General features: G+C 67.7%; 19 protein-coding genes. 13 read left to right on the top strand and 6 right to left on the bottom strand.

Annotation, left to right across the window (positions count from 1 at the left end):
• The first annotated feature begins 121 nt into the window (after positions 1–121).
• The 3 genes from SY26_RS04050 to SY26_RS04040 all read left to right on the top strand — a co-directional run bounded on the left by SY26_RS04050 (position 122) and on the right by SY26_RS04040 (position 3,788).
• The gene (locus SY26_RS04050) at positions 122–1,723 is read left to right on the top strand and encodes a bifunctional UDP-sugar hydrolase/5'-nucleotidase (protein WP_045999339.1); all 1,602 of its coding nucleotides are present in this window, start codon (positions 122–124) and stop codon (positions 1,721–1,723) included.
• Positions 1,724–1,812: 89 nt separating this feature from the next.
• On the top strand, positions 1,813–2,406 hold the full coding sequence (locus SY26_RS04045) for a nicotinate-nucleotide adenylyltransferase (protein WP_045999338.1): 594 nt from the start codon (positions 1,813–1,815) through the stop codon (positions 2,404–2,406).
• Positions 2,403–3,788 (top strand): D-alanyl-D-alanine carboxypeptidase/D-alanyl-D-alanine-endopeptidase, encoded by a 1,386-nt coding sequence (locus tag SY26_RS04040; protein WP_045999337.1) that lies wholly within the window; start codon positions 2,403–2,405, stop codon positions 3,786–3,788. The genes SY26_RS04045 and SY26_RS04040 overlap by 4 nt, the downstream gene beginning before the upstream one ends.
• Here the strand turns inward: SY26_RS04040 and SY26_RS04035 are convergent.
• On the bottom strand, positions 3,785–4,207 hold the full coding sequence (locus tag SY26_RS04035) for a tellurite resistance TerB family protein (RefSeq protein ID WP_045999336.1): 423 nt from the start codon (positions 4,205–4,207) through the stop codon (positions 3,785–3,787). The genes SY26_RS04040 and SY26_RS04035 overlap by 4 nt on opposite strands.
• An 87-nt stretch (positions 4,208–4,294) precedes the next feature.
• Between SY26_RS04035 and SY26_RS04030 the strand changes: the two genes are divergently transcribed.
• The 10 genes from SY26_RS04030 (at position 4,295) to SY26_RS03985 (ending at position 18,945) form a co-directional block, all read left to right on the top strand.
• Entirely contained in the window at positions 4,295–5,881 is a 1,587-nt protein-coding gene (locus SY26_RS04030; protein WP_045999335.1) for a lysine--tRNA ligase, read from the top strand.
• A 129-nt stretch (positions 5,882–6,010) separates the two neighbouring features.
• Entirely contained in the window at positions 6,011–8,305 is a 2,295-nt protein-coding gene (locus tag SY26_RS04025; protein ID WP_045999334.1) for a glycosyl hydrolase family 28-related protein, read from the top strand.
• A gap of 70 nt (positions 8,306–8,375) precedes the next feature.
• A complete protein-coding gene (locus SY26_RS04020; RefSeq protein ID WP_052715113.1) occupies positions 8,376–9,911 on the top strand; it encodes a SulP family inorganic anion transporter in 1,536 nt (511 codons plus the stop codon).
• Between the two features lie 179 nt (positions 9,912–10,090).
• Entirely contained in the window at positions 10,091–12,046 is a 1,956-nt protein-coding gene (acs, locus tag SY26_RS04015) for an acetate--CoA ligase (protein ID WP_045999332.1), read from the top strand.
• A gap of 119 nt (positions 12,047–12,165) precedes the next feature.
• A complete protein-coding gene (locus SY26_RS04010; protein WP_042244402.1) occupies positions 12,166–12,423 on the top strand; it encodes a DUF4212 domain-containing protein in 258 nt (85 codons plus the stop codon).
• Positions 12,424–12,433: 10 nt separating this feature from the next.
• Positions 12,434–14,341, top strand: coding sequence for a sodium:solute symporter family protein (locus tag SY26_RS04005; RefSeq protein WP_045999331.1), 1,908 nt, complete (start codon positions 12,434–12,436; stop codon positions 14,339–14,341).
• A 60-nt stretch (positions 14,342–14,401) separates the two neighbouring features.
• Positions 14,402–16,216: a DUF294 nucleotidyltransferase-like domain-containing protein gene (locus tag SY26_RS04000; protein WP_045999330.1), complete on the top strand. Its 1,815-nt coding sequence runs from the start codon at positions 14,402–14,404 to the stop codon at positions 16,214–16,216.
• On the top strand, positions 16,213–16,716 hold the full coding sequence (locus tag SY26_RS03995; protein WP_045999329.1) for a hypothetical protein: 504 nt from the start codon (positions 16,213–16,215) through the stop codon (positions 16,714–16,716). The genes SY26_RS04000 and SY26_RS03995 overlap by 4 nt, the downstream gene beginning before the upstream one ends.
• Positions 16,709–17,071 (top strand): response regulator transcription factor, encoded by a 363-nt coding sequence (locus SY26_RS03990; protein ID WP_042244394.1) that lies wholly within the window; start codon positions 16,709–16,711, stop codon positions 17,069–17,071. The genes SY26_RS03995 and SY26_RS03990 overlap by 8 nt, the downstream gene beginning before the upstream one ends.
• Positions 17,071–18,945, top strand: a complete 1,875-nt coding sequence (locus SY26_RS03985) for a 3'-5' exonuclease (protein WP_045999328.1) — start codon at positions 17,071–17,073, stop codon at positions 18,943–18,945. Before SY26_RS03990 ends, SY26_RS03985 begins: the two co-directional genes overlap by 1 nt.
• Here SY26_RS03985 and SY26_RS03980 read toward each other — a convergent pair.
• The 5 genes from SY26_RS03980 to trpA all read right to left on the bottom strand — a co-directional run bounded on the left by SY26_RS03980 (position 18,942) and on the right by trpA (position 22,012).
• Entirely contained in the window at positions 18,942–19,322 is a 381-nt protein-coding gene (locus SY26_RS03980; RefSeq protein ID WP_045999327.1) for a hypothetical protein, read from the bottom strand. The two genes, SY26_RS03985 and SY26_RS03980, sit on opposite strands and share 4 nt — an antisense overlap.
• Positions 19,323–19,360: 38 nt before the next feature.
• A complete protein-coding gene (locus SY26_RS03975; RefSeq protein WP_045999326.1) occupies positions 19,361–20,026 on the bottom strand; it encodes a molecular chaperone DjiA in 666 nt (221 codons plus the stop codon).
• A 140-nt stretch (positions 20,027–20,166) separates the two neighbouring features.
• Positions 20,167–20,661, bottom strand: coding sequence for a GNAT family N-acetyltransferase (locus SY26_RS03970; RefSeq protein ID WP_232303254.1), 495 nt, complete (start codon positions 20,659–20,661; stop codon positions 20,167–20,169).
• The gene (locus SY26_RS03965; RefSeq protein ID WP_045999325.1) at positions 20,658–21,218 is read right to left on the bottom strand and encodes a VOC family protein; all 561 of its coding nucleotides are present in this window, start codon (positions 21,216–21,218) and stop codon (positions 20,658–20,660) included. The genes SY26_RS03970 and SY26_RS03965 overlap by 4 nt, the downstream gene beginning before the upstream one ends.
• Positions 21,215–22,012, bottom strand: a complete 798-nt coding sequence (gene trpA, locus SY26_RS03960) for a tryptophan synthase subunit alpha (RefSeq protein WP_045983790.1) — start codon at positions 22,010–22,012, stop codon at positions 21,215–21,217. The genes SY26_RS03965 and trpA overlap by 4 nt, the downstream gene beginning before the upstream one ends.
• Positions 22,013–22,109 lie beyond the last annotated feature (97 nt).

Here is a 22,109-nt window from a genome sequence, read left to right as displayed (position 1 = left end):
GGGGCTGCGGGTCAAGACGTCATCGGCCTCCATGCTGCCTAGGGACCTGAAGGTTTGACCCGCCCCGTCGGCTGCGCCAAGCTGCCGGGGCCAACCAACAGGGCCACATAGGGAATCAGGGATGACACGACGCCTTCTTGCCGCCGCATCCGCCATCGCGCTGTTCGCAGGAACCGCGCAGGCCGAAACCGTTCTGCACATTCTTCACACCAATGACGTCCACAGCCGGATCGAGCCGATCAGTGACCGCGACAGCACATGCGATGCGGAACAGACCGCCGCGGGCGAATGCTTTGGCGGGATGGCCCGCATCGCCACCAAGATCAAGGAACTGCGCGACCGGATCACGGCCGAGGGCGGGAACGTCATCGTGCTGGATGCGGGCGATCAGTATCAGGGATCGCTGTTCTACACGACCTACAAGGGCACCGAGGTGGTCGAGTTCATGAACGCCATCGGCTATGACGCGATGGCGGTCGGCAACCATGAGTTCGACGATGGACCCGAGGGTCTGGCGGTACTGACCGACGGCGTCGACTTTCCGGTCCTGTCCAGCAACATCGACGTTTCCCAGTCGAACGTGCTGGCCGACAAGGTCGCCAAGCACACCATTCTGGAGGTCGGCGACCACAAGATCGGCATCGTCTCGGCCCTGGCCATGGACACGCCTGAAACGGCGTCGCCCGGGCCCAATGTCATCTTTCAGGATGACGCCGACAGCCTTGCTGCGGCAGCGGCGGAACTGGCCGATCAGGGCGTCGACAAGGTCATCGCCCTGACTCATGTCGGCTATCTGCGCGATCTGGAACTGGCAGCCGAGGTGCCGGGGATCGATGCGGTCATCGGTGGCCACTCTCACACCCTGCTGGGTGACATGGAGGGCGCGACGGCGGCCTATCCCACCATGGTGGACGGGGCGGACGGCGCACAGGTGCCGGTGGCGCAGGTCTATGCCTATGGCAAGTATCTGGGCCATCTCACGCTGACCTTCGATGATGCGGGCGTTCTGACGTCGGTCGAGGGCGAGCCCATTCTGCTGGACGCCTCGGTTCCCGAGGACGAGGCGATTGCCGCCCGCGTGGCCGAGATGGCCGAACCCATTGCCGCACTGCGCGAGGAGGTGGTGGCCAGCACCTCGGCGCCGATCAACGGCGACCGGGACGTCTGTCGTGCGCGCGAATGCGAGATGGGCAACCTGGTGGCCGACGCCATGCTGGACCGCGTAGCGGATCAGGGCGTGACCATTGCCATCCAGAACGGTGGTGGACTGCGCGCGTCGATCGACGAAGGCGAGGTGACGATGGGCGAGGTCTATACCGTCCTGCCGTTCCAGAACGTCCTGGCGACCTTTCAGCTGACCGGTGCCGATGTCATCGCCGCGCTGGAGAACGGCGCCAGCCAGTACGAGGAGGCCGCAGGTCGTTTCGCGCAGGTGGCGGGACTGAAATACACCGTCGATCCTGCCGCTGAATCGGGCGCGCGCATCAGCGAGGTGATGGTCCAGCAGGATGGCGAATGGGTGCCCATCGATCCTGCGGCGACCTATGGCGTGGCCACCAACAACTACATGCGCGGGGGCGGCGACGGGTACGAGGTCTTCGCGACGGGCGGCCAGAACGCCTATGATTTCGGACCCGATCTGGCCGAAGTGGTGGCGGATTATCTGGGCGCGCGTCAGGAGGGCTATGCCCCCTATGTCGACGGCCGCATCACCGTGAAATGACGCCAAGGGGTGTCGGGCCGTGGGTCCGGCACCCGCTTTTTGCGGTCCGCGTGCTTGGCGCGGGCGCCGCCTTGCGCTAATCGAGCCGGATGCGAACGGGCTTTCCCCTCGCGCGGCCAGGCCAGCGCATCGGCATTCTGGGCGGGTCCTTCGATCCGGCCCATCAGGGGCACCTGCTGATCAGCCAGGTCGCCCTGCGCAGGCTGGGTCTTGACCGGGTCTGGTGGCTGGTCTCTCCCGGAAACCCGCTCAAGGCGCACGGCCCCGCGCCGTTGGCGACGCGCATGGCCGCCGCCCGTGCCACCGCCCGCGATCCTCGCATCCTTGTCACCGACATCGAGGCCAGGCTTGGCCTGCGCAAGACGGCGGATACCCTGCACGCGCTTGCGCGGCTTTATCCGGAGGTGCGGTTCGTCTGGCTGATGGGGTCCGACAACATGGTGCAGTTTCACCAATGGGACCGCTGGCGCGCGATCGCCGACCAGGTGCCGATCGCCGTGATGGCCCGGCCCGGATCGCGGCTGGCAGCGCGTCATGCCGTTGCGGCCACCATCCTGCGCCGCGCGCGCCTGCCGGAAGCGCGGGCCGCTTTGCTGGCGCAGGCAAGGCCGCCGGCCTGGGTGCTTTTGAACCTGCCGATGTCGGGCCTGTCCTCCACCGAACTGCGGAAAGGGCTGCGATGACGCTGAACCGACGCCGGATGCTGACCATGATGGCGGCCGCGACCCTGGCCCCCGGTGTCCTATCCGCGCAGGGGCTGGACCTGCGCCCTCGGCCGCGACCCGTTCCGGAACCCGGCGATCTTGTCGCGCGGTCCGGCCTGCCCGGGCGGGTGGCCTTTGCGTTGACCGACGGGACCGAACCGCTGGCCCTGCGCCAGGCAGGGGCGTTGCTGACGCCGGCCAGCACGATGAAGGCGATCACCGCGCTTTATGCGCTGGACCGGCTTGGCCCGGCCCATCGGTTCCGCACGCGGGTGATCAGGGCAGGGGACACGCTGATCCTGGCGGGCGGCGGCGACCCTGTGCTGACCACCGATGACCTGGCGCGTCTGGCCGACGATCTTGTCGGGCTGAAGACCCCAAGCCCCGCGCGCTTTGCGGTCTGGGGCGGCGCCTTGCCCGGCATCGCCGAAATCGCCCCCGAACAGGACGATCATCTGCCTTACAACCCCGCCATCTCGGGGCTGATGCTGAACTTCAACCGTGTCCATCTGGGCTGGACCCGCGTGGGCGTCGACCATCAGATCAGTGTCGAGGCGCGGGCGGCCGACAATTCCCCCCGCGCCTATACCGTCACCGCGATGCCGGGCGACCAGGCCGACCTGTTCACCTATCGCCACGATCTGGAACGCGAATATTGGACCGTATCCCGCGCCGCGATGGGTCGAACGGGCAGCCGGTGGCTGCCGGTGCGCCTGCCCGAACTTTATACGGCGGACGTGTTCCAGACGTTGTGCCGCGCCCGCGGGCTGGTCCTGCCCGCGCCCGACGTCATCGACCGCCTGCCAGCGGGCCAGGACATCGCGCATCATGACAGTCCCCCGGTCGAGGCGCTGGTCCGCGACATGCTGGAATATTCCACGAACCTGACGGCCGAGGCGCTTGGGCTGCATGCCAGCGGTGCGCCCGATCTGGTGCGGTCGGGACAGGCGATGCGCGGCTGGCTGGACGGGCTGGGGCAGGGGATGCGGCTGGCCGATCATTCGGGCCTGTCGGATGCCAGCCGGATCAGCCCCTATGCGATGACGCGCGTGCTGGCGGGGCCGGGGCGCGATCTGCTGTTGTCGCGCCTGATGCGGCGCAATCCGCTGGCCGACGACGACCACCCGGTCAACGCGCCGGTCGCGGCCAAGACCGGGACGCTGAACTTCGTGTCGAACCTGGCCGGATACGTCACCGGGCCGTCGGGAACCGAAGGCGTGTTCACCATCTTCTGCGCCGATGCCGAGCGTCGCCGAGCCGCCATCGGAGAGGAGCTGCCCGCAGGGGTCAGCACCTGGACCCGGCAGGCCAAGGCGCTGCAGGCCGATCTGCTGAACAGTTTCGCGGGTCGCCTGGCCTAGACGGTCATGTGGCGCACGCGGGCCGACAGCTCGATCGCGGCGGCGTGCAGGCGGCTGATGTTCAACTGGTCGCGGATCTCGGCCAGCATCATGACCTCGCCCTCGTACAGGCGGCCGTCGGCGGCGCCCACGTCGCAGGCCAGCGCATAGGCCGTCTCATAGAGCTTTTCGGGCAGCGCGTCGCGGATCAAGCCGAACAGCGCGTCCACGCCGTCCTCTTCGTCGAACAGCGTCATCACGGTCTGGCTGATCGGCCGGATGCGGTCGTCGTCATAGGCCGCAAAGACCGGCGCATGGTCGACCATCCGCTGGATCGCCACCAGTTCGGACGTGCGGATGGTGCTGTCCGAGCAGGACACCGCCACCATCACCGCGACAAGCGCATCGCAGGGGGACAGGGAAGGCAGGTCGATGGTCATGGCACACTCCGCTTCGTTCGGGTGCAAATTATTGACGATCTGCGGCGCTTTCAATAAGCGTTCCGGACCTCAACAGGAGATCCGACCATGACCACCCTGCGCGACGCCGCGATGCAATCGAAGGCTTGGCCGTTCGAAGAAGCGCGCCGGGTGCTGAAACGGTACGAGAAGCAGCCCCCCGAAAAGGGCTATGTCCTGTTCGAGACGGGCTATGGCCCCTCGGGCCTGCCCCATATCGGCACCTTCGGAGAGGTCGCGCGCACGACGATGATCCGCCGCGCCTTTCAGGAGATCAGCGACATCCCGACGCGGCTGATCTGTTTCTCGGACGATCTGGACGGCATGCGCAAGGTCCCCGAGAACGTCCCCGACCAGGAGATGCTGAAGGAGCACCTGCAGCTTCCCCTGACCTCGGTCCCCGATCCGTTCGGCGAATACGACAGCTTTGGCGGTCACAACAACGCCATGCTGCGCCGCTTTCTGGACACGTTCGGCTTCGACTACGAATTCGTCAGCGCGACCGAGTTCTACAAGTCCGGCCAGTTCGATGCGGTGCTGCTGCGCGCCGCCGAACGCTATGACGACATCATGGCGGTGATGCTGGCATCCCTGCGCGAAGAGCGTCAGCAGACCTATTCCTGCTTCCTGCCGATCAGCCCCAAGACGGGCCGCGTGCTGTATGTGCCGATCAAGCATGTCGACGCCAAGGCCGGGACCATCACGTTTGACGAGGACGGCGAGGAGATCACCCTGCCGGTCACCGGCGGCAATGTGAAGCTGCAGTGGAAGCCCGATTTCGGTGCGCGTTGGGCCGCGCTGGACGTCGACTTCGAGATGTATGGCAAGGATCACAGCACAAACACGCCGATCTATGACCGCATCTGCGAGATCCTGGGCGGCAAAAAGCCCGAGCATTTCACCTATGAGCTGTTCCTGGACCAGGACGGCCAGAAGATCAGCAAATCCAAGGGCAACGGCCTGTCGATCGACGACTGGCTGACCTATGCGTCCACGGAAAGCCTGTCCTATTTCATGTATCTCAAGCCCAAGACGGCCAAGCGGATGCATCTGGACGTGATCCCCAAGGCGGTGGACGAATACCACCAGCAGCTGCGCGCCTTTCCCGACCAGACCCCCGAACAGCAGCTGGCGAACCCTGTCTGGCACATCCACGGCGGCAACGTGCCGGCGTCCGACATGGCGATCCCGTTCCAGATGCTGCTGAACCTGGCATCCGTCGCGGGCGCCGCGGACAAGGAGGGGCTGTGGGGGTTCATCCGCCGCTATGCCCCCGAGGCCAGCCCCGAGACGCATCCCGGTCTGGATCAGGCTGCGGGCTTTGCGCTGCGCTATTTCACCGATTTCGTGGCCCCCTCGCGGCAGTTCCGCGAACCCACCGAAGTCGAGCGTGCCGCGATGCAGGACCTGGCCGATCGGCTGGCCGCATGGGACCAGCCCGCCGACCCCGAAACGCTGCAGTCGATGGTCTTCGCCGTCGGCAAGGAGCACGGGTTCGAGCCGCTGCGCGACTGGTTCGCGGCCCTGTACCAGGTGCTGCTGGGCGCGGACCAGGGGCCCCGGTTCGGCGGCTTCATCGCGCTTTACGGCGTGGATGAGACCCGTGACCTGATCCGGGACGCGCTTGACGGCAAGCTGGTCCTGAACCAAGGCTGACGTTGCGGACGGGGCCGTTGCGGCGCACGCTGCGTTCAGGCCCCGTTAACCTTTCATCAACTATTTCTGTCCGCATCACGGCGGGTCTTCCCGGACCCGCCCGCCATGCCGATACGGAAGGGATAGCCGATGAACATAGCGATCACGAACGGGCTTTTGCTGACCCCACCCGCCTTCAGGGCGGGCATGGGCGTTTGGTCGCGCAGCGACGGCACATCGGGCAGTCCCACCTGGGCCGATGCGGGCAATGCCGGCATCGTTCCCGCCGACCAGGATTTCGGTCCCTGCTTCGAGGTCGTCAAGCAGCAGACCACGACCAGCCTGCGCTTCATGGGAGAGACGCCGATGATCCCCGGCGTCTATCTGCGCGTGTCGGCGCGGGTCAAGATCGTCGCCGGGCCGCTGGCGAGCGTGCGCATCGCGGGCTGGGCGGGCGACGGGTCGCGCAATGCGGTCGCGGGCCTGGTCACCGCGGGGACGACCGTGGCGCTGCGCAACTACGGCGAGGTGGTCGAGGTCAGCGCCATCGTCGGCGTCGGCAACCGGCCGGGCGTCGATCTGCCGTGGGGCACGCGCGCGGTCTATGGGCATTTCGGTCTGGACCTGGTGGGCGCCAATGGCGGGGCGTTCCGGGTCGAATCGATCCGTATCGACGACATCACCGCGGCGTTCGTGCCGTCGCTGCTGGACTGGGTGGACGTGCGCGATTTCGGCGCGGTCGGCGATGGCGTCACGAACGACCGGGCCGCGTTCCTGGCAGCGGACCAAGCGGCGGCGGGCGGATCGATCGTGGTGCCCGCAGGGACGTTCTTCATCTCGGGCGACCTGTCGATCAACAGCCGCATCCGTTTCAAGGGCCGCCTCATCACCCCGCCCTCAACACGCGTGTCGCTGCTGCGCAGCTTTGATTTTCCGACCTATGCGGATGCCTTCGGCGACGAGACGCTTGGCATGAAAAAGGCGCTTCAGGCGCTGCTGGGCTATACCGACCACATCTCTCTGGACCTTGGCGGGCGCCGCGTGGACTTGGACGAACCGCTGATGCTGGCCGAACTGGCGCCCACGCTGGAGGGGTTTGCGAACCGCCGGGTGATCCAGAACGGCTCGATCCAGGCAAAGCCCGGCCCCGCATGGCAGACCGGCCGCGCGACCAGCCCCGGCACCTACAACCCGGCCCAGCCCTATCTCCTGAGCAACGTCGCCAATGTCGCGGCCATCGAGGTCGGCAGCCGCATCATCGGCAGCGGCGTCGGCCGCGAGGTCTATGTGAACGCCAAGAACGTCGCGCAGGGCACGCTGACCCTCTCACAGCCGCTTTATGGCGGCGCGGGAACGCGGCAGTACAGTTTTGAACGCTATCGCTATCTGTTCGACTTTTCGGGCGTGCGCGAACTGAGCCGCCTGAACTTCTCCAAGGTCGATTTCGGCTGCGACCGCATCGCCAGTGGCGTGATGCTGCCCCAGCAGGGAGAGATGATCCAGTTCGCCGATTGCTACTTCACCCGTCCGATGGACCGGGCGATCACCTCGATCGGGCGCGGCTGCCAGGACCTGCTGGTCGACAACTGCCAGTTCATCTCGAACGACCTCGACCTGCCGGCGCAACAGCGCACCACGGTCGCGATCAACGTGAACGCCAACGACATCAAGATCCGCAACAACCGCTTCGTGCGGTTCGCGCATTTCATGGTGGCGAACGGCGGCGGCCACATCATCAGCGGCAACCACTGGTTCCAGGGCGACGGGTCGGGGCAGGGGCTGCGCTATGCGGGCCTGGTGCTGACCCAGCCCAACGTGCAGACGACGGTGTCGGGCAACTATATCGACAACGCCTCGATCGAATGGACCAACGAACACAGCGCCATCCCGAACTTCACCGGGTCCGAGTTCAGCTTTGGCGGCCTGACCCTGACGGGCAACACCTTCCTGTGTTCGAACACCGTTGCGTGGTTCACCTGGATCACCGTCAAGCCCTATGGCTCGGGGCATTTCATCCAGGGGCTTAACGTCGTGGGGAACGTCTTCAAGGCGCTTTACGGCAACGTGGAGCGGATCGACCGGGTCGACACCTCGATCGCCGACCTGAACTACAACAGCATGCGCAACCTGCAGTTCGAGGCCAACACCTTCAACGGCATCAACACCTATGTGTCGAACCCGCTGATGATCCAGCTGACCCAGAACACCGCCACGGCGACCTGGACCACGCCGGTCCTGACCGGCCTGCCATTCCAGGGCTGGGCGCGGTCCGTCCAGTCCGTCGTGACCGAAGTCGCGCTGCAGTCGACCAGCGGCGCCCGTGTCGATGCGACACCGACGGTCGTGCCGGATTCGGGCACGTCAAAACGCCAGATCCGGCTGACCTGGTCACAGCCCCTGCGCGGCCGGGTCTGCATCTATGCGCGGATGGATCGCCCGCAATAGCACGATCATGCTGTTGACAGGCGCCTTGGGCCGGGGGCAACCTCGGCCCAAGGCCATGTGCGGAGGGTCCATGGGCTATCGCCCCGCCTTTCTGGATCTTTCACTCGATCTCAAGGACCTGCAGGCAGGACTTACGGTCGCCATCGTGGCGCTGCCGCTGTCTCTGGCGATCGCCATCGCCAGTGGCGTCGGTCCCGACCGCGGGCTGGTCACGGCCATCGTGGGCGGGTTACTGGTCAGCGCCATGGGCGGGTCACGCCACCAGATCGGCGGCCCGGCAGGCGCGTTCATCGTGCTGGTCGCGGGCTGCGTCGCGGCGATCGGCATCGACGGCCTGATCCTGGCCACGATGCTGTCCGGTGCAATGCTGGCGGTGCTGGGCCTGCTGCGTCTTGGCGGCACGATCCGGCTGGTGCCCTATCCGGTGATCTTGGGGTTCACTGCCGGGATTGCGGTGATCATCGCCGCAAGCCAGCTGCGCGACCTGTTGGGCCTAACGCTGTCCGTGCCCGAACCTGCCGCGCTGCTGCCCAAGCTGTCCGCCCTGTGGCAGGCCCGTGCCACGGCTGATCCGCAGGTCATCGGCGTCGCACTGACCGCGGTCGCGGTTATCGTGATCGCACAGCGCCTGGCGCCCCGCCTGCCGGCGCTGCTGCTGGGGATCGTCGCCGCCACCCTTGCCGCACAGGTGCTGGACGCGCCATCGGTCTTTGATCGCTTCGGCGCGCTGCCGGCCGGTCTGCCGATGCCGATGCTGCCCGCGCTTGACTGGGCGTCCGTTCAGGCGGCGCTGCCCTTCGCGGTGGGCTTCACCTTGCTGGGGGCGATCGAATCGCTTCTGTCGGCGATGGTCGCCGACCAGATGGCCGGCACCCGCATGCGTCCCGATGACGAGTTGATCGGGCAGGGGCTTGCCAATATCGGGGCGGGTCTGTTCGGCGGCTTTTGCGTCACCGGCACCATCGCGCGGACGGCGACCAACGTGAAGGCCGGAAGTCGCGGCCCGGCATCGGGGATGATCCACGCCGCGCTGCTGCTGGCCTTCCTGATCGTCGCGGCGCCGCTGGTCGGGGCCATTCCCCTGGCCGGCCTGGCGGGGCTTCTGATGGTTGTTGCTTGGAAGATGATCGAATGGCACGCGATGATCAGCCTGACCCGCATCGACCGGGCCGAGGCGGGGGTGATGGCCGCGACCTTCCTGGGCGTGATCCTGCATGATCTGACGACCGGCATCCTGATCGGCATGGCGCTGACCGGGATGCTGTTCATCGCGCGGATGTCGCGCGAGGGGACCGCCCATGCCCCCGCAGCCGACCCCGATGGCCCGGCGGACCGGATGGTGATCCATCTGTCCGGGCCGGTCTTCTTCGGCTCGGTCGCGCGGATCGAGGGGGCGCTGGCCCGGATCGACGCGCATCCCCGCCTGCTGCTTCTGGACATGTCACAGGTCACGCTGATCGATCGAAGCGGTGCCCAGATGATCCGCGACCTGTCCGACCGGCTGGCGCGCCGCGGAACCCGGGTCGTGGCGGTCCATGCGCGGCCGGTGCTTCGGGCGGGACTGCACGGCAGCGTCACGGTTGCCGAGGACTCTGCCCGTTTGTGAAGCATTGACAGGATCGGTGATCCTCAAGTCAATTCATTTACAAAATTTCCGTTTGTAAAAAACAAGTTAACTTGTTCCCTCATCTGTGATTAACATGGTGGCGACGCAGCGTTGCGCCCACACCCTGACAAGGGTCGTCGCGGCCGGGCTGCAGCATGGCGACGACGAGGGGGAAAGTCATGACCGCTGAAAACATTCGCAAACACGCCATTCCGGCCGGTCTGGAGGACGCTCATGCCGGCCCCGAGGATTATGCGCGGCTGTATGACGAATCGATCCGCGACCCGCAGGGCTTCTGGTCCCGCGAGGGGCAGCGGCTGGACTGGATGACGCCCTATACCAAGGTCAAGAACACCGACTTCACCCTGGGGCAGGTCAGCATCAAGTGGTTCGAGGACGGGGTCCTGAACGCCTCGGTCAACTGCATCGACCGCCACCTGCCGACCCGTGCCAACCAGACCGCGATCATCTTCGAACCCGACGATCCGCAGACGCCCGCCCAGCACATCACCTATGCCCAGCTGTCCGAAAAGGTGAACCGGTTCGCCAACGTCCTGCTGAGCCAGGGCGTGATGCGCGGCGACCGCGTGGTGATCTATCTGCCGATGATCCCCGAGGCCGCCTATGCGATGCTGGCCTGTGCGCGCATCGGGGCGATCCATTCGATCGTCTTCGCGGGCTTTTCGCCCGATGCGCTGGCCAACCGGATCAACGACAGCGGCGCCAAGGTTCTGGTCACCGCGGACACCGCGCCGCGTGGCGGCCGGCGCACGAACCTGAAATCGAACGCCGACGCGGCACTGCTGCATTGTTCGGACAAGGTGCGCTGCCTTGTGGTCAAGCATACCGGCGACCAGACCACCTGGGTCGAGGGGCGCGACATCGACGTCAAGGCGCAGATGGAGCAGGTCGCCCCCGACTGTCCGCCCCGCCCCATGGGCGCCGAGGATCCGCTGTTCATCCTGTACACGTCGGGATCGACCGGCAAGCCGAAGGGCGTCGTGCATACGACCGGCGGCTATCTGGTCTATGCCGCGATGACGCATCAGTACACGTTCGACTACAAGGATGGCGACGTCTTCTGGTGCACGGCGGATGTGGGCTGGGTCACCGGCCACAGCTATATCGTCTATGGCCCGCTGGCCAACGGTGCCACGACCGTGATGTTCGAGGGCGTCCCGACCTGGCCCGATGCCGGACGCTTCTGGCAGGTTTGCGCCAAGCACAAGGTCACCCAGTTCTATACCGCACCGACCGCCATCCGCGCGCTGATGGCCAAGGGGCCCGAGCCGGTCGAGGCGCATGACCTGTCGTCGCTGCGCATCCTGGGTACCGTCGGAGAGCCGATCAACCCCGAGGCCTGGAACTGGTACAACGAACATGTTGGCAAGGGCCGCTGCCCCATCGTCGACACCTGGTGGCAGACCGAGACCGGAGGCCACCTGATCACGCCGCTGCCCGGCGCGATCGAGACAAAGCCCGGATCGGCCACGGTGCCGTTCTTCGGCGTGGTCCCGGTGATCCTGGACGCGGCCTCGGCCGAGGTGCAGCAGGGCGACCCGGCCGAGGGCGTGCTGTGCATCGGCGACAGCTGGCCCGGCCAGATGCGGACCCTGTGGGGCGATCACGGCCGTTTCGAGGAGGCGTATTTCCAGCAGTATCCCGGCTATTACTTCACCGGCGATGGCTGCCGACGGGACGAGGACGGCTATTACTGGATCACCGGCCGCGTCGATGACGTCATCAACGTCAGCGGCCACCGCATGGGCACGGCCGAGGTCGAATCCGCCCTGGTCGCCCATGAGAAGGTCGCCGAGGCCGCGGTCGTGGGCTATCCGCACCCCATGAAGGGGCAGGGCATCTATGCCTATGTCACGCTGATGAACGGCGTGGACCCCTCGGAGGAGCTGCGCGCCGACCTGGAGAAATGGGTCCGCACCGAGATCGGCCCGATCGCCAAGCCGGACCTGATCCAGTGGGCGCCGGGCCTGCCCAAGACGCGGTCGGGCAAGATCATGCGCCGCATCCTGCGCAAGATCGCGGAAAACGACCACGGCACCCTGGGCGACACCTCGACCCTGGCCGAACCCGAGGTCGTGGACGATCTGATCGCCAACCGCATGAACCGCGGCTGACGACCGGCCGGGGGCCTTGGCGCCCCCGCAAACCTGCCCGCGCCCATCGCCGGGGACGGGCTTGGAAGAACACTAGGGCGGAGTGACAGACATGTCTGAACAGGGAGGGACCTAGGGACATGAGTGACAGACAATCCTCGAATGCCTATTGGCAGGCCAATCTACGCATCATCTACATTTGCCTCGCGATCTGGGCGCTGGTGTCCTACGGCTTCGGCATCATCCTGCGGCCGCTGCTGTCGGGCATTTCGGTGGGCGGAACGGATCTGGGATTCTGGTTCGCGCAGCAGGGGTCGATCCTGTGCTTCATCGCGCTGATCTTCTTCTACACCTGGCGCATGAACCGCCTGGACGCCGAACACGGCGTGGACGAGTGAGGACCCAGCCATGAGCCAATTCACCCTGAACCTGCTGGTCATCTGCGCCTCGTTCGCGCTGTATATCGGCATCGCCATCTATTGCCGGGCGAAATCCACGGCCGAATTCTATGCCGCCAACCGCGGCGTCGGACCGGTCATGAACGGCATGGCGACAGCCGCCGACTGGATGTCGGCCGCGTCCTTCATCTCGATGGCGGGCCTGATCGCCTTCACGGGTTATGACAACTCGACCTACCTGATGGGCTGGACGGGCGGTTACGTGCTGCTGGCCCTGCTGCTGGCGCCCTATCTGCGCAAATTCGGCAAGTTCACCGTGCCGGAATTCATCGGCGACCGCTTCTATTCGCGCACCGCGCGGATCATCGGCGTGATCTGCCTGCTGATCGTATCGATCACTTACGTGATCGGCCAGATGACCGGCGTGGGCGTCACCTTTTCGCGCTATCTTGAGGTGTCGAACGCGACCGGCCTGTGGATCGGCGCGGCGCTGGTGTTCTGCTATGCCGTTCTTGGCGGCATGAAGGGCATCACCTACACGCAGGTCGCGCAGTATGTCGTGCTGATCATCGCCTATACGATCCCGGCGGTGTTCATCTCGCTGCAGCTGACGGGCAACTTCCTGCCGCCCCTGGGCCTGTTCGGCACGCATGAGGGATCGGGCGTGGCGTTCCTGGCGCAGCTGGACGGTCTGGTTACCGACCTGGGCTTCCGCGCCTATACCGAACACCACAACTCGACCCTGGACATGGTCCTGTTCACGATGGCGCTGATGATCGGCACCGCGGGTCTGCCGCACGTGATCATCCGCTTCTTCACCGTGCCCAAGGTGTCCGATGCCCGCAAGTCGGCAGGCTGGGCGCTGGTCTTCATCGCGCTGCTCTATACCGTCGCTCCGGCGGTAGGTTCGATGGCGCGCTTCAACCTGACCGCGACCATGTGGCCGGGCGCCGCGCAGGGCGAGACCTTCAGCCAGCCCGCCGTGTCGCTGGCCGACATCGAGACCAGCGAGGATCTGGCCTGGATGCGCAACTGGCAGACCACCGGCCTGCTGAACTGGGAGGACAAGAACGGCGACGGCCTGATCCAGTACTACAACGACGGAGCCGCCGCACAGGCGACCGCGCTGGCCGCGGCCCGCACCAGCGGCGACCAGGCGGCGATCGACGCGGCCCAGGCCGCCTATGACGCCCGTCTGGCCGAGACCCATGCCGCCCTGCCGGGCGCCCCCGCGGTCGAGCAGAACTGGGTCGGGAACGAGCTGACCACCGTGAACAACGACATCATGGTGCTGGCCAACCCCGAAATCGCCAACCTGCCGGGCTGGGTCATCGCCATCGTCGCCGCCGGCGGCCTGGCCGCCGCCCTGTCGACCGCGGCGGGTCTGCTGCTGGCGATCTCGGGCGCCGTGTCCCACGACCTGATCAAGGGCACGCTGCGCCCGAACATCAGCGAAAAGGGCGAACTGATGGCCGCGCGCGTCTCGATGGCGCTGTCGATCCTGGTCGCGACCCTGCTGGGCCTGAACCCGCCGGGCTTTGCGGCCCAGACCGTGGCGCTGGCCTTCGGCCTTGCCGCCAGCTCAATCTTCCCGGTGCTGATGATGGGGATCTTCTCCAAGCGCGTCGGCAAGGAAGGCGCGATCGCCGGCATGATCGCGGGCATGCTGTCCACGATCCTCTACATCTTCGCCTACAAGGGCTGGTTCTTCATCGCGGGCACCAACATGTTCCCCGATACGCCCGACGCCTGGCTATTCGGCATCTCGCCGGCCTCCTTCGGCACCGTGGGCGCGGTGATCAACTTTGCGGTCGCCTTCGGCGTCTCGGCCGTCAGCAAGCGTCCCCCCGCCCATGTGCAGGAACTGGTCGAATCGATCCGTGTCCCGCGCGGTGCGGGTGGTGCCGTCGCGCACTGATCATCCTGCCGCGTCCCCGACCGGGGGCGCGGCACCCTCCTTCCCACAAGGTCACCCCGGATGCCCGACAGCATTGTCGATTTCATCGCCACCGTGCATCCCTATGACAGCCTGAAGCGGGACGAGCTGGCGCGCGTCGCCACCTCCTTAAGCCGCAGGACCTTCGCCCCCGGCGACCTGATCTATCAGTTCGGAGACCGCCTGCCGGGCCTGTACTTGATCGAAAGCGGCCAGGTCGCGGTCACCGACCGCAACGGCGACAGCGTATCGCAGCTGGGACCACGCAATTCCTTCGGCGAACGCGGCCTGCTGCGCGACGGGGTGGCGGTCACGTCGGCGCGGGTCATGGACCGGCCGGCGGTGATCCTGATGTTGCGCCGGGCAGAGGTGACGCGCCTGATCGCCGACCATCGCGCGGTCGCCCGGTTCTTCGACCGGGGAAGGGGACCCTCCGACCGCGGGGGCGACCTGGCCCGGCTCAAGGTGGGGGAACTGCTGGCGGGCAAACCGGTCAGTTGCACCCCCGACACCCCGATCATCGAAGCCGCCCGCCAGATGCGCGACGCCCGCGTCAGCAGCCTGGGCATCACCCAAGGCGGCCGCCTGATCGGGCTGGTCACCATCCGCGACATGTCGAACCGCGTCGTGGCCGAAGGGCGTGACATGCGTCAGCCGGTCAGCGCCGTGATGACGCCCGACCCGGTGACCTTGGCCCCCACGGCCCTGGGATATGACGTGCTTAACATCATGCTGGAACGGCGCATCGGGCATCTGCCGGTGGTCGATGACGGCCGTTTCGTCGGCATGATCAGCCAGACCGACCTGACGCGGGTCCAGGCGATTTCCGCCGCGGGGCTGATCCGGCAGGTCGCCAAGGCGCGCGACACCGCACAGATGGCCGCCATCACGGCCCGCATCCCCGAACTGCTGACGCAGCTGGTTCAGGCCCGCCAGCGGCACGAGATCATCACCCGCATGATCACCGACATCGCCGACGCGGTCACGCGCCGCCTGCTGGATCTGACGGCCGCCGACCTAGGGCCTGCGCCCGCCGCCTGGTGCTGGGCCGCCTGCGGCAGCCAAGGCCGCCAGGAACAGACCGGCACCAGCGATCAGGACAACTGCCTGATCCTGGCGCCCGGCGCCGATCCGAAGGACCCGTGGTTCACCACCTTGGCGCGGCGGGTCAGCGACGGGCTGCATGCCTGCGGCTATGTGCATTGCCCGGGCGACATGATGGCGACCAACCCGCGCTGGTGTCAGCCGCTGGACATCTGGCAGGGCTATTTCCGCGACTGGATCACCCATCCCAGCCCCGAGGCGCAGATGCTGGCCTCGGTCATGTTCGACCTGCGCGCCATCGGCGGCGACGGCGCGTTGCTGGGTGACCTGCAGGACGGGACCCTGGACGCGGCCTCGAAGAATTCGATTTTCATCGCGCATATGGTTGGAAATTCACTGAAACATCGGCCTCCGCTTGGCCTGATCGGCGGCTTTGCCACGATCCGGTCCGGAGAGCATCGCCACCATATCGACATGAAGCACAATGGCGTGGTCCCGGTGACCGACCTGGCGCGGGTCTATGCCCTGCAGGGACGCATCGGCACGGTCAACACACGTGTCCGGCTGGAGGAGGCCGAGGCGCGGGGCGTGATCTCGGCCACGGGCGGGCGCGACCTGATCGCGGCCTATGACATGATCCAGACAGTGCGGCTTGAAAATCAGGCGCATCTGGTCAGGGCGGGGCGCAGGCCCGACAATTACCTCTCACCGGCGGATCTGTCGGATTTCGAACGCAGCCACCTGCGCGACGCCTTCGTCGTCGTGCGCGGAATGCAGTCGGCGGTGGGACATGGCAAGGGGATGCTGGGATGACAGGGATCGGAAGCGATCTGATCGGGGTGATCGCCGCGGCGGTCGGGGCGGCGGCGGTGCTGTATGCCGGGATGCATCTGGCGCGCAAGCTGGGCCTGTCGCCCGCCGCCTGGCTGCTGCCGGCGGGTATCGGGCTGTCGATGGTCGCCTATTCGGTGTGGAACGACTATGCGTGGTTCGACCGCGCGCAGGCCAGCCTGCCTGCCGGTTCGCAGGTGCTGGTCGTGGGACATGACAGCCAGCCCTGGGCGCCCTGGACCTATCTGTTCCCGGTCGAGACGCGGTTTGCCGCGCTGGACCCCGCGCAGATCACGCAGGGGGCGGACGGCACGCGCCGTGCGCCGATCATGCTGGTGGAACGCCGCGGCCAGACCGTGATCGTGCCGCAGGACTTCGACTGCGCAGGCGCGCGGATCCGTCCGGGACGCGCCGACTGGATGCCCGCGGGCGATGACGCGGCCTTTGCCACCGTCTGCCCGGAGGGAGGGACCAATGGCTGACATCCTGGTCATCGAGGATGAGGACAACATCGCCACCGCGCTGGATTTCCTGCTGACCCGCGATGGCCATCGCCATGACCGCATCGCCACGGGCCGCGGCGCCGTGGACCGCATCCGCCAGACGCGGCCGGACCTGGTCCTGCTGGACGTGATGCTGCCCGAGGTATCGGGGTATCAGATCGTCCAGGACGTGCGCGCCGATCCCGACCTGGCGGGGGTGCGGGTGCTGATGATGACGGCGCGCGGTTCCGTGGTCGAACGGCGCAAGGGGCTGGCGCTTGGCGCCGACGGCTTTATCGCAAAGCCCTTCGAACTGGCCGAGTTGCGGGCCGAGATGGCCCGCCTGCTGTCCTGATGCGCCGGCGCATCCTGATGCTGTTCCTGGCCGCGCTGGTCGCGGCGCTGGTCCTGGCGGGGTTGGCGCTGTGGCGGGTGGTGCAGGGCGGGCAGGATGCGGTGATCCAGGCCGCGATGATCGCGGGCCTTGGCCTGCTGGGGCTGATGACAGCGCTGTGGTTCCTGTTCGACCGGCACCTGGCCCGGCCGCTGGAATCGCTGGCCGGGGCGTTGCGGACCGGGCGCGTTCCCGACCTGGCGCAGACCCGTCACCTTGCCGATCTGGGCCCGGCCGCCCGCGACGCGGCCCTGGCGCGCGAACGGTCCGACCACGCGCTGGCGCAGGCGCTGCAGGATCACGCCGCCGAAACCCTGCGCGAAAAGGCCAGCCTGGAGGCGATCCTGGCCGATTTCGGCGCGGGCGCGGTCATGGCCGACGCACGGGGGCGGGTGGTGTTCTATAACGCCAGCGCGGCGCGGCTGCTGCCGGGGCTGGCGTTGGACCGGGCGCTGGACACGCTTTTGACATCGGGCGCGTTGCGGGCGGCACAGATGCGGCTGTCGGCGGGGGCCGCGGCGACGGACCTGACCTGCCTGACGGTCGGTGGTGTCCGCCTGTCGGGTCGGTTGCGCGCGATCGACGACGGGCTGCTGCTGATCCTGCGCGATGGCGTGGTCCAGCGCCCCGCACCCCGCGACACGCTTGAGGCGCTGCGCCGCCATGCCTCCACCCTGGTCCCGATGCTGGACGCGCTGGACGGGCCGATCCCTCCCGCGCTGGCTCAGGCGATCCGCGCCGAGGGGCAGGGCTTGGCCAACGCCACCCGCAGCCTGTCCCGGATCATGGCCAGCGATGCGCCCGGCACGGTGGCTGCGCTGACGGAACTGGCCGCGGGGCTGGAGGCCGCGGATCTGCCGCCCWTGGCGTTCCGCGCAGAGGCGGCCAGCCTGAACGCGCTGCTGCTGCTGCTGGATGCCCGGTTGCGCGCCGTAGGGCACACCCCAGTGCTGTCGGTCCGGCCGGACCCCGACGACCAGATGCGGCTGGTGCTGGACTGGCGCGGGTCGCCGGTGCCTATCGACCTGCTGGAGGGTTGGCTGACCGCCGCCCCCGATCCCGGCCAGCCCGATGTGACGGGGGCGGAGATCCTGGCCCGCCACGGCACCGGCATCTGGCCGGAAACCGATGGCGCAAGGGCGCGGCTGGTCATGCCGCTGGCCTTGGCGCAGGGCGTCGCGGACGGGTCGGGGGTGACCTATGATTTCGCCTTGGCGACGCGGGGGGCGGCGTCGTCGCGGCTGGCGGACCTGACCTGCGTGGTCTTCGACACCGAAACCACGGGGCTGACCGATCGCGACCGGATCGTCCAGATCGCCGGTCTGCGCCTGGCGCGCGGCCGCCTGACCGGGGAACGGTTCGAGACGCTGGTGAACCCCGGCTGTCCCATTCCTCCGTCCTCGACCGCGATCCATCACATCACCGACGCGATGGTTGCCGACGCCCCGGATTTGACCGCGGCGCTGACGGCTTTCCGGCATTTCTGCGACGACAGCGTGCTGATCGCACATAACGCGCCCTTCGACATGGGCTTTCTGCGGCGCGCCGAGGCACAGACCGGCACGCGGTTCGACAACCGGGTGCTGGACACGGTGCTGCTGTCGGCGATGGTCTGGGGTCAGTCGGAGGTCCATACGCTGGACGCGCTGACCGAGCGTCTTGGCATCGCCATCCCCCCCGAGGCCCGGCACACCGCGATGGGCGACACCATCGCCACCGCGCAGGCCTATCTTGCGCTGATCCCCGCGCTGGAGGCCAAGGGCATCACCCGGTTCGAGGAGGTCGTGGCCAAGGCCCGCGACCACCGCGCACTGATCGCCGACGCCAACCGCTAAAGCGCGATCTGCGGCTGGTCCGGGGCGGGGTCTTCGTCGGGGCGCAGCGTGTCGCCCAAGGGGGGCGGCGCGGGCGCGTCCTCGCGGCGTCGGATCAGGATGTCGCCGTTGGGCAGACGTTCCGGCGCCTGATAGTTGCGGATGTCGTCGACCTGCGCCGCCAGATCCTGCAGGACGGGGCCCATCTGGCGCAGCGCACCGGCCAGGTCCTGTGCCAGGGGCGACGTGGCGCCGGGCTCCTCCTCGCCCCACAATTGTCCCATGATCGCGCCCAGGCCGCGTTCCAGGAACCCCGGTTCCTCCGGCGCCTCCTGCGCAAAGGCGGGGGCGGACATCAGGGCAAGGCACAGGGAAGCGGGGGTCAGGATGCGTGTCATGGGCCAAAGATGGGCAATGCCGGCCCGCCGCGCAAGGTTCAGGCGGCCCCGGCCTGCAGATTGCCGCGATAGAGGTTGCGATAGCTGTCCCAGGCCTCGTTCAGGCGACGGGTGCGGGCCTCGGCCAGGCGGATGGCTTCGGGGGGCAGGCCGCGGCCGATGGCGTGGTCAGGGTGGTTCTCGCGCAGCAGCTGGCGCCAGCGGCGCTTGACCTCAGGCAGGGGGGTGTCGGGGGCCACGCCCAGAACCTCGCAGGGCGGGCAGCCGGCGCCCTTGTCATGCCGCCGCCGGATCGCGGCGATCTGCGCGGGCGCCAGCCCGAAGATGCGACCGACCTCGTCCAGGAACGCGATCTCGGCGGGCTGCAGCGCACCGTCGGCCACGGCGATGACGAACAGCCCCTCCATCACGTCCAGAAGGACCGGATCGCCGGGCTGGAACATCGACGCCATCTTGCGCGCCCAGGCATCGAAGCCGGCCACGTCCTTGCGGGCCAGATCAAAGACGCGGGCGGCGTTCTTCTCCTCGGACCGGGGGATGATGAACACCCGGCGAAAGGCCGCGACCTCGGAACGTTCGACGGTGCCGTCGACCTTGGCCAGCTTCGCCCCAAGCGCGATCACCGCAATGGTGAAGGCGACCGACCGTTCCGGCGGCGTCGCCGGACGATTCGTCCACAGGAACACGGTGATGCGGTCGGCCATCCGCTGCCAGAAGCTGCGGGGCCTTGGCAGGTCAGGGCAGGGGCCCGTGCAAGTCTCGGGGGTGGTGCAGCAATCCATGCCCCAAGGTTAGCGCCGAAACCGGCCAAGCGATAGGGGCGCATTGCCGCCGTGGCGGCATGCTAGGCCGAAAGATCGCGCCCCATCAGCACAAGGTCGTGAAACTGCCCAAATTTCCATCCCGCCGCCGGGATGCGGCCCCATTCGGCATAGCCCATGGCCCGGTGGAAGGCGATCGAGCCGTCGTTCGACCCGGTGATCCCGCCGATCAGGATGCGGTGGCCGCGCTGGCGGGCGTGGTCTTGGACGGCGGTCAGCATGGCCCGGCCGACCCCGCGTCCCCGCGCATCCGGAGCCGCGTGGATCGTGTGTTCCATGCTGCGGGCATAGCCCGCCCCGCCGCGAAACTGGGAATAGGTGGAAAAGCCCAGAAGCCGGTCGCCATCGGCCGCCACGATGAAGGCCTGTCCGACCGCCTGCCGCTCTGCGATCAGGGCCGCGATCTGGTCATGGCTGCGTTCATCGGGCCAGAAGGTGATGGCGGTGTCGCGGACGATGGGGTTCCAGATGGCCGCGATGGCGGGCACATCGGCGGCGGTCGCGTCGCGCAGGATCACAGCGTCACCTCTCCGTCCGGGGTTGCCAGGGTCGCGGTCAGGGGCGTACCCGCCCCGGTCAGCATCAACCGGCGGTCGTCCAGCTCAAGCCGGTCCAGCGGCAGGGTCAGCCGCGTCAGGCGCACCCCGCGATCGGGCAGGCGGTCGGACGGGTGCGGCCCGTCACCCCAGTCGATCAGCATGGGCTGCGCCCCGTCGCGCGGCATCTGGCCGGCCAGCGGCAGGGTGATCTGCCAGGACAGGTTGCCGCGCCGGGCCTGCACGACGCGCGTGCCGGCGGGTGCGCGCAGCGGCGTCGCGCGCATCACCCAGCCCGCCACCCGCGGCGGGCTGTCGAACCCGTCCAGCCCGAACCAGCAGGGCCGGACATCGGCCTCCGGATCGGGCGCGATCAATTCAAGGTATTCCCCCGGCCCAAGCGACATCAGGCGGTTGTGCGTGCCCATGCCCGGATGGCGCCCGCCCGGTTCCAGCGTCAGGCCGTGGCCGGCCAGCCACGCGGCCCCTTCGTCCAGGGTGCGGGCGGCGATGGCCACGTGATCGAAGGCCAGGCTCACCCGCGATGGGCGCCCGCGGCCAGGTCGCGGACGAAGGCCAGGATTTCCGGGACGGGGCGCCCCTCGCCGATCTGCTTGACGATGGCGCTGCCGACGACGCAGCCGTCGGCGACGGACGCGATCGCCTCGGCGGCCTCCGGGGTCGAGATGCCAAAGCCCACGACGACCGGCAGGCCGGCGGCGGCTCGGATGCGCGCGACCTCGGGGGCGACGTCGGCGGCATTGGCTGCGGCCGCGCCGGTGATCCCCGTGACGCTGACGTAATAGACGAAGCCCGTGATGTTCCTGACCACCGCAGGCAGACGGCGGTCGTCGGTCGTCGGCGTCGCCAGGCGGATGAAGTTCAGCCCCGCGGCCGTGGCGGGCACGCAGAGTTCGGAATCCTCCTCGGGGGGCAGGTCGACGACGATCAGGCCGTCGATCCCCGCCTCGACCGCATCCGTCAGGAACTGGGTCACGCCGCCCTTTCGGGCATAGATCGGATTGTAATAGCCCATCAGCACGATGGGCGTCGTGGTGTCGTCGCGCCGGAATTCGCGCACGATGTCCAGCGTGCGGCTGACGCTGCCGCCCTGGGCCAGGGCGCGCTGGCCCGCCGCCTGGATCGTGCTGCCATCGGCCATCGGGTCGGTGAAGGGCATGCCCAGTTCGATGATGTCCACCCCCGCGTCGGGCAGGCCGCGCATGATCTGCAGCGCGGTCGCATCGTCGGGGTCTGATGCCATCATGTAGGCCACGAAGGCCTTCTTGCCCTGGGCCTTGAGCGCCGCAAACCTGTCGTCGATTCTGGTCATGTCCGTCCCTGCATTCTTTGGCACAATCCCTAGCGCGCATGGGGGGTGGGTGCAATCTCCGGGCGCGGGTCGGGCGCGGGCCGGGCCGAGGCTGGAC

Origin of the sequence: Paracoccus sp. 228, from assembly GCF_000967825.1 — a bacterium.
GTDB lineage: Bacteria > Pseudomonadota > Alphaproteobacteria > Rhodobacterales > Rhodobacteraceae > Paracoccus > Paracoccus marcusii.
The sequence above is the reverse complement of the archived record's forward strand: the minus strand, read 5'-3'. Positions and strand labels throughout refer to the sequence as shown.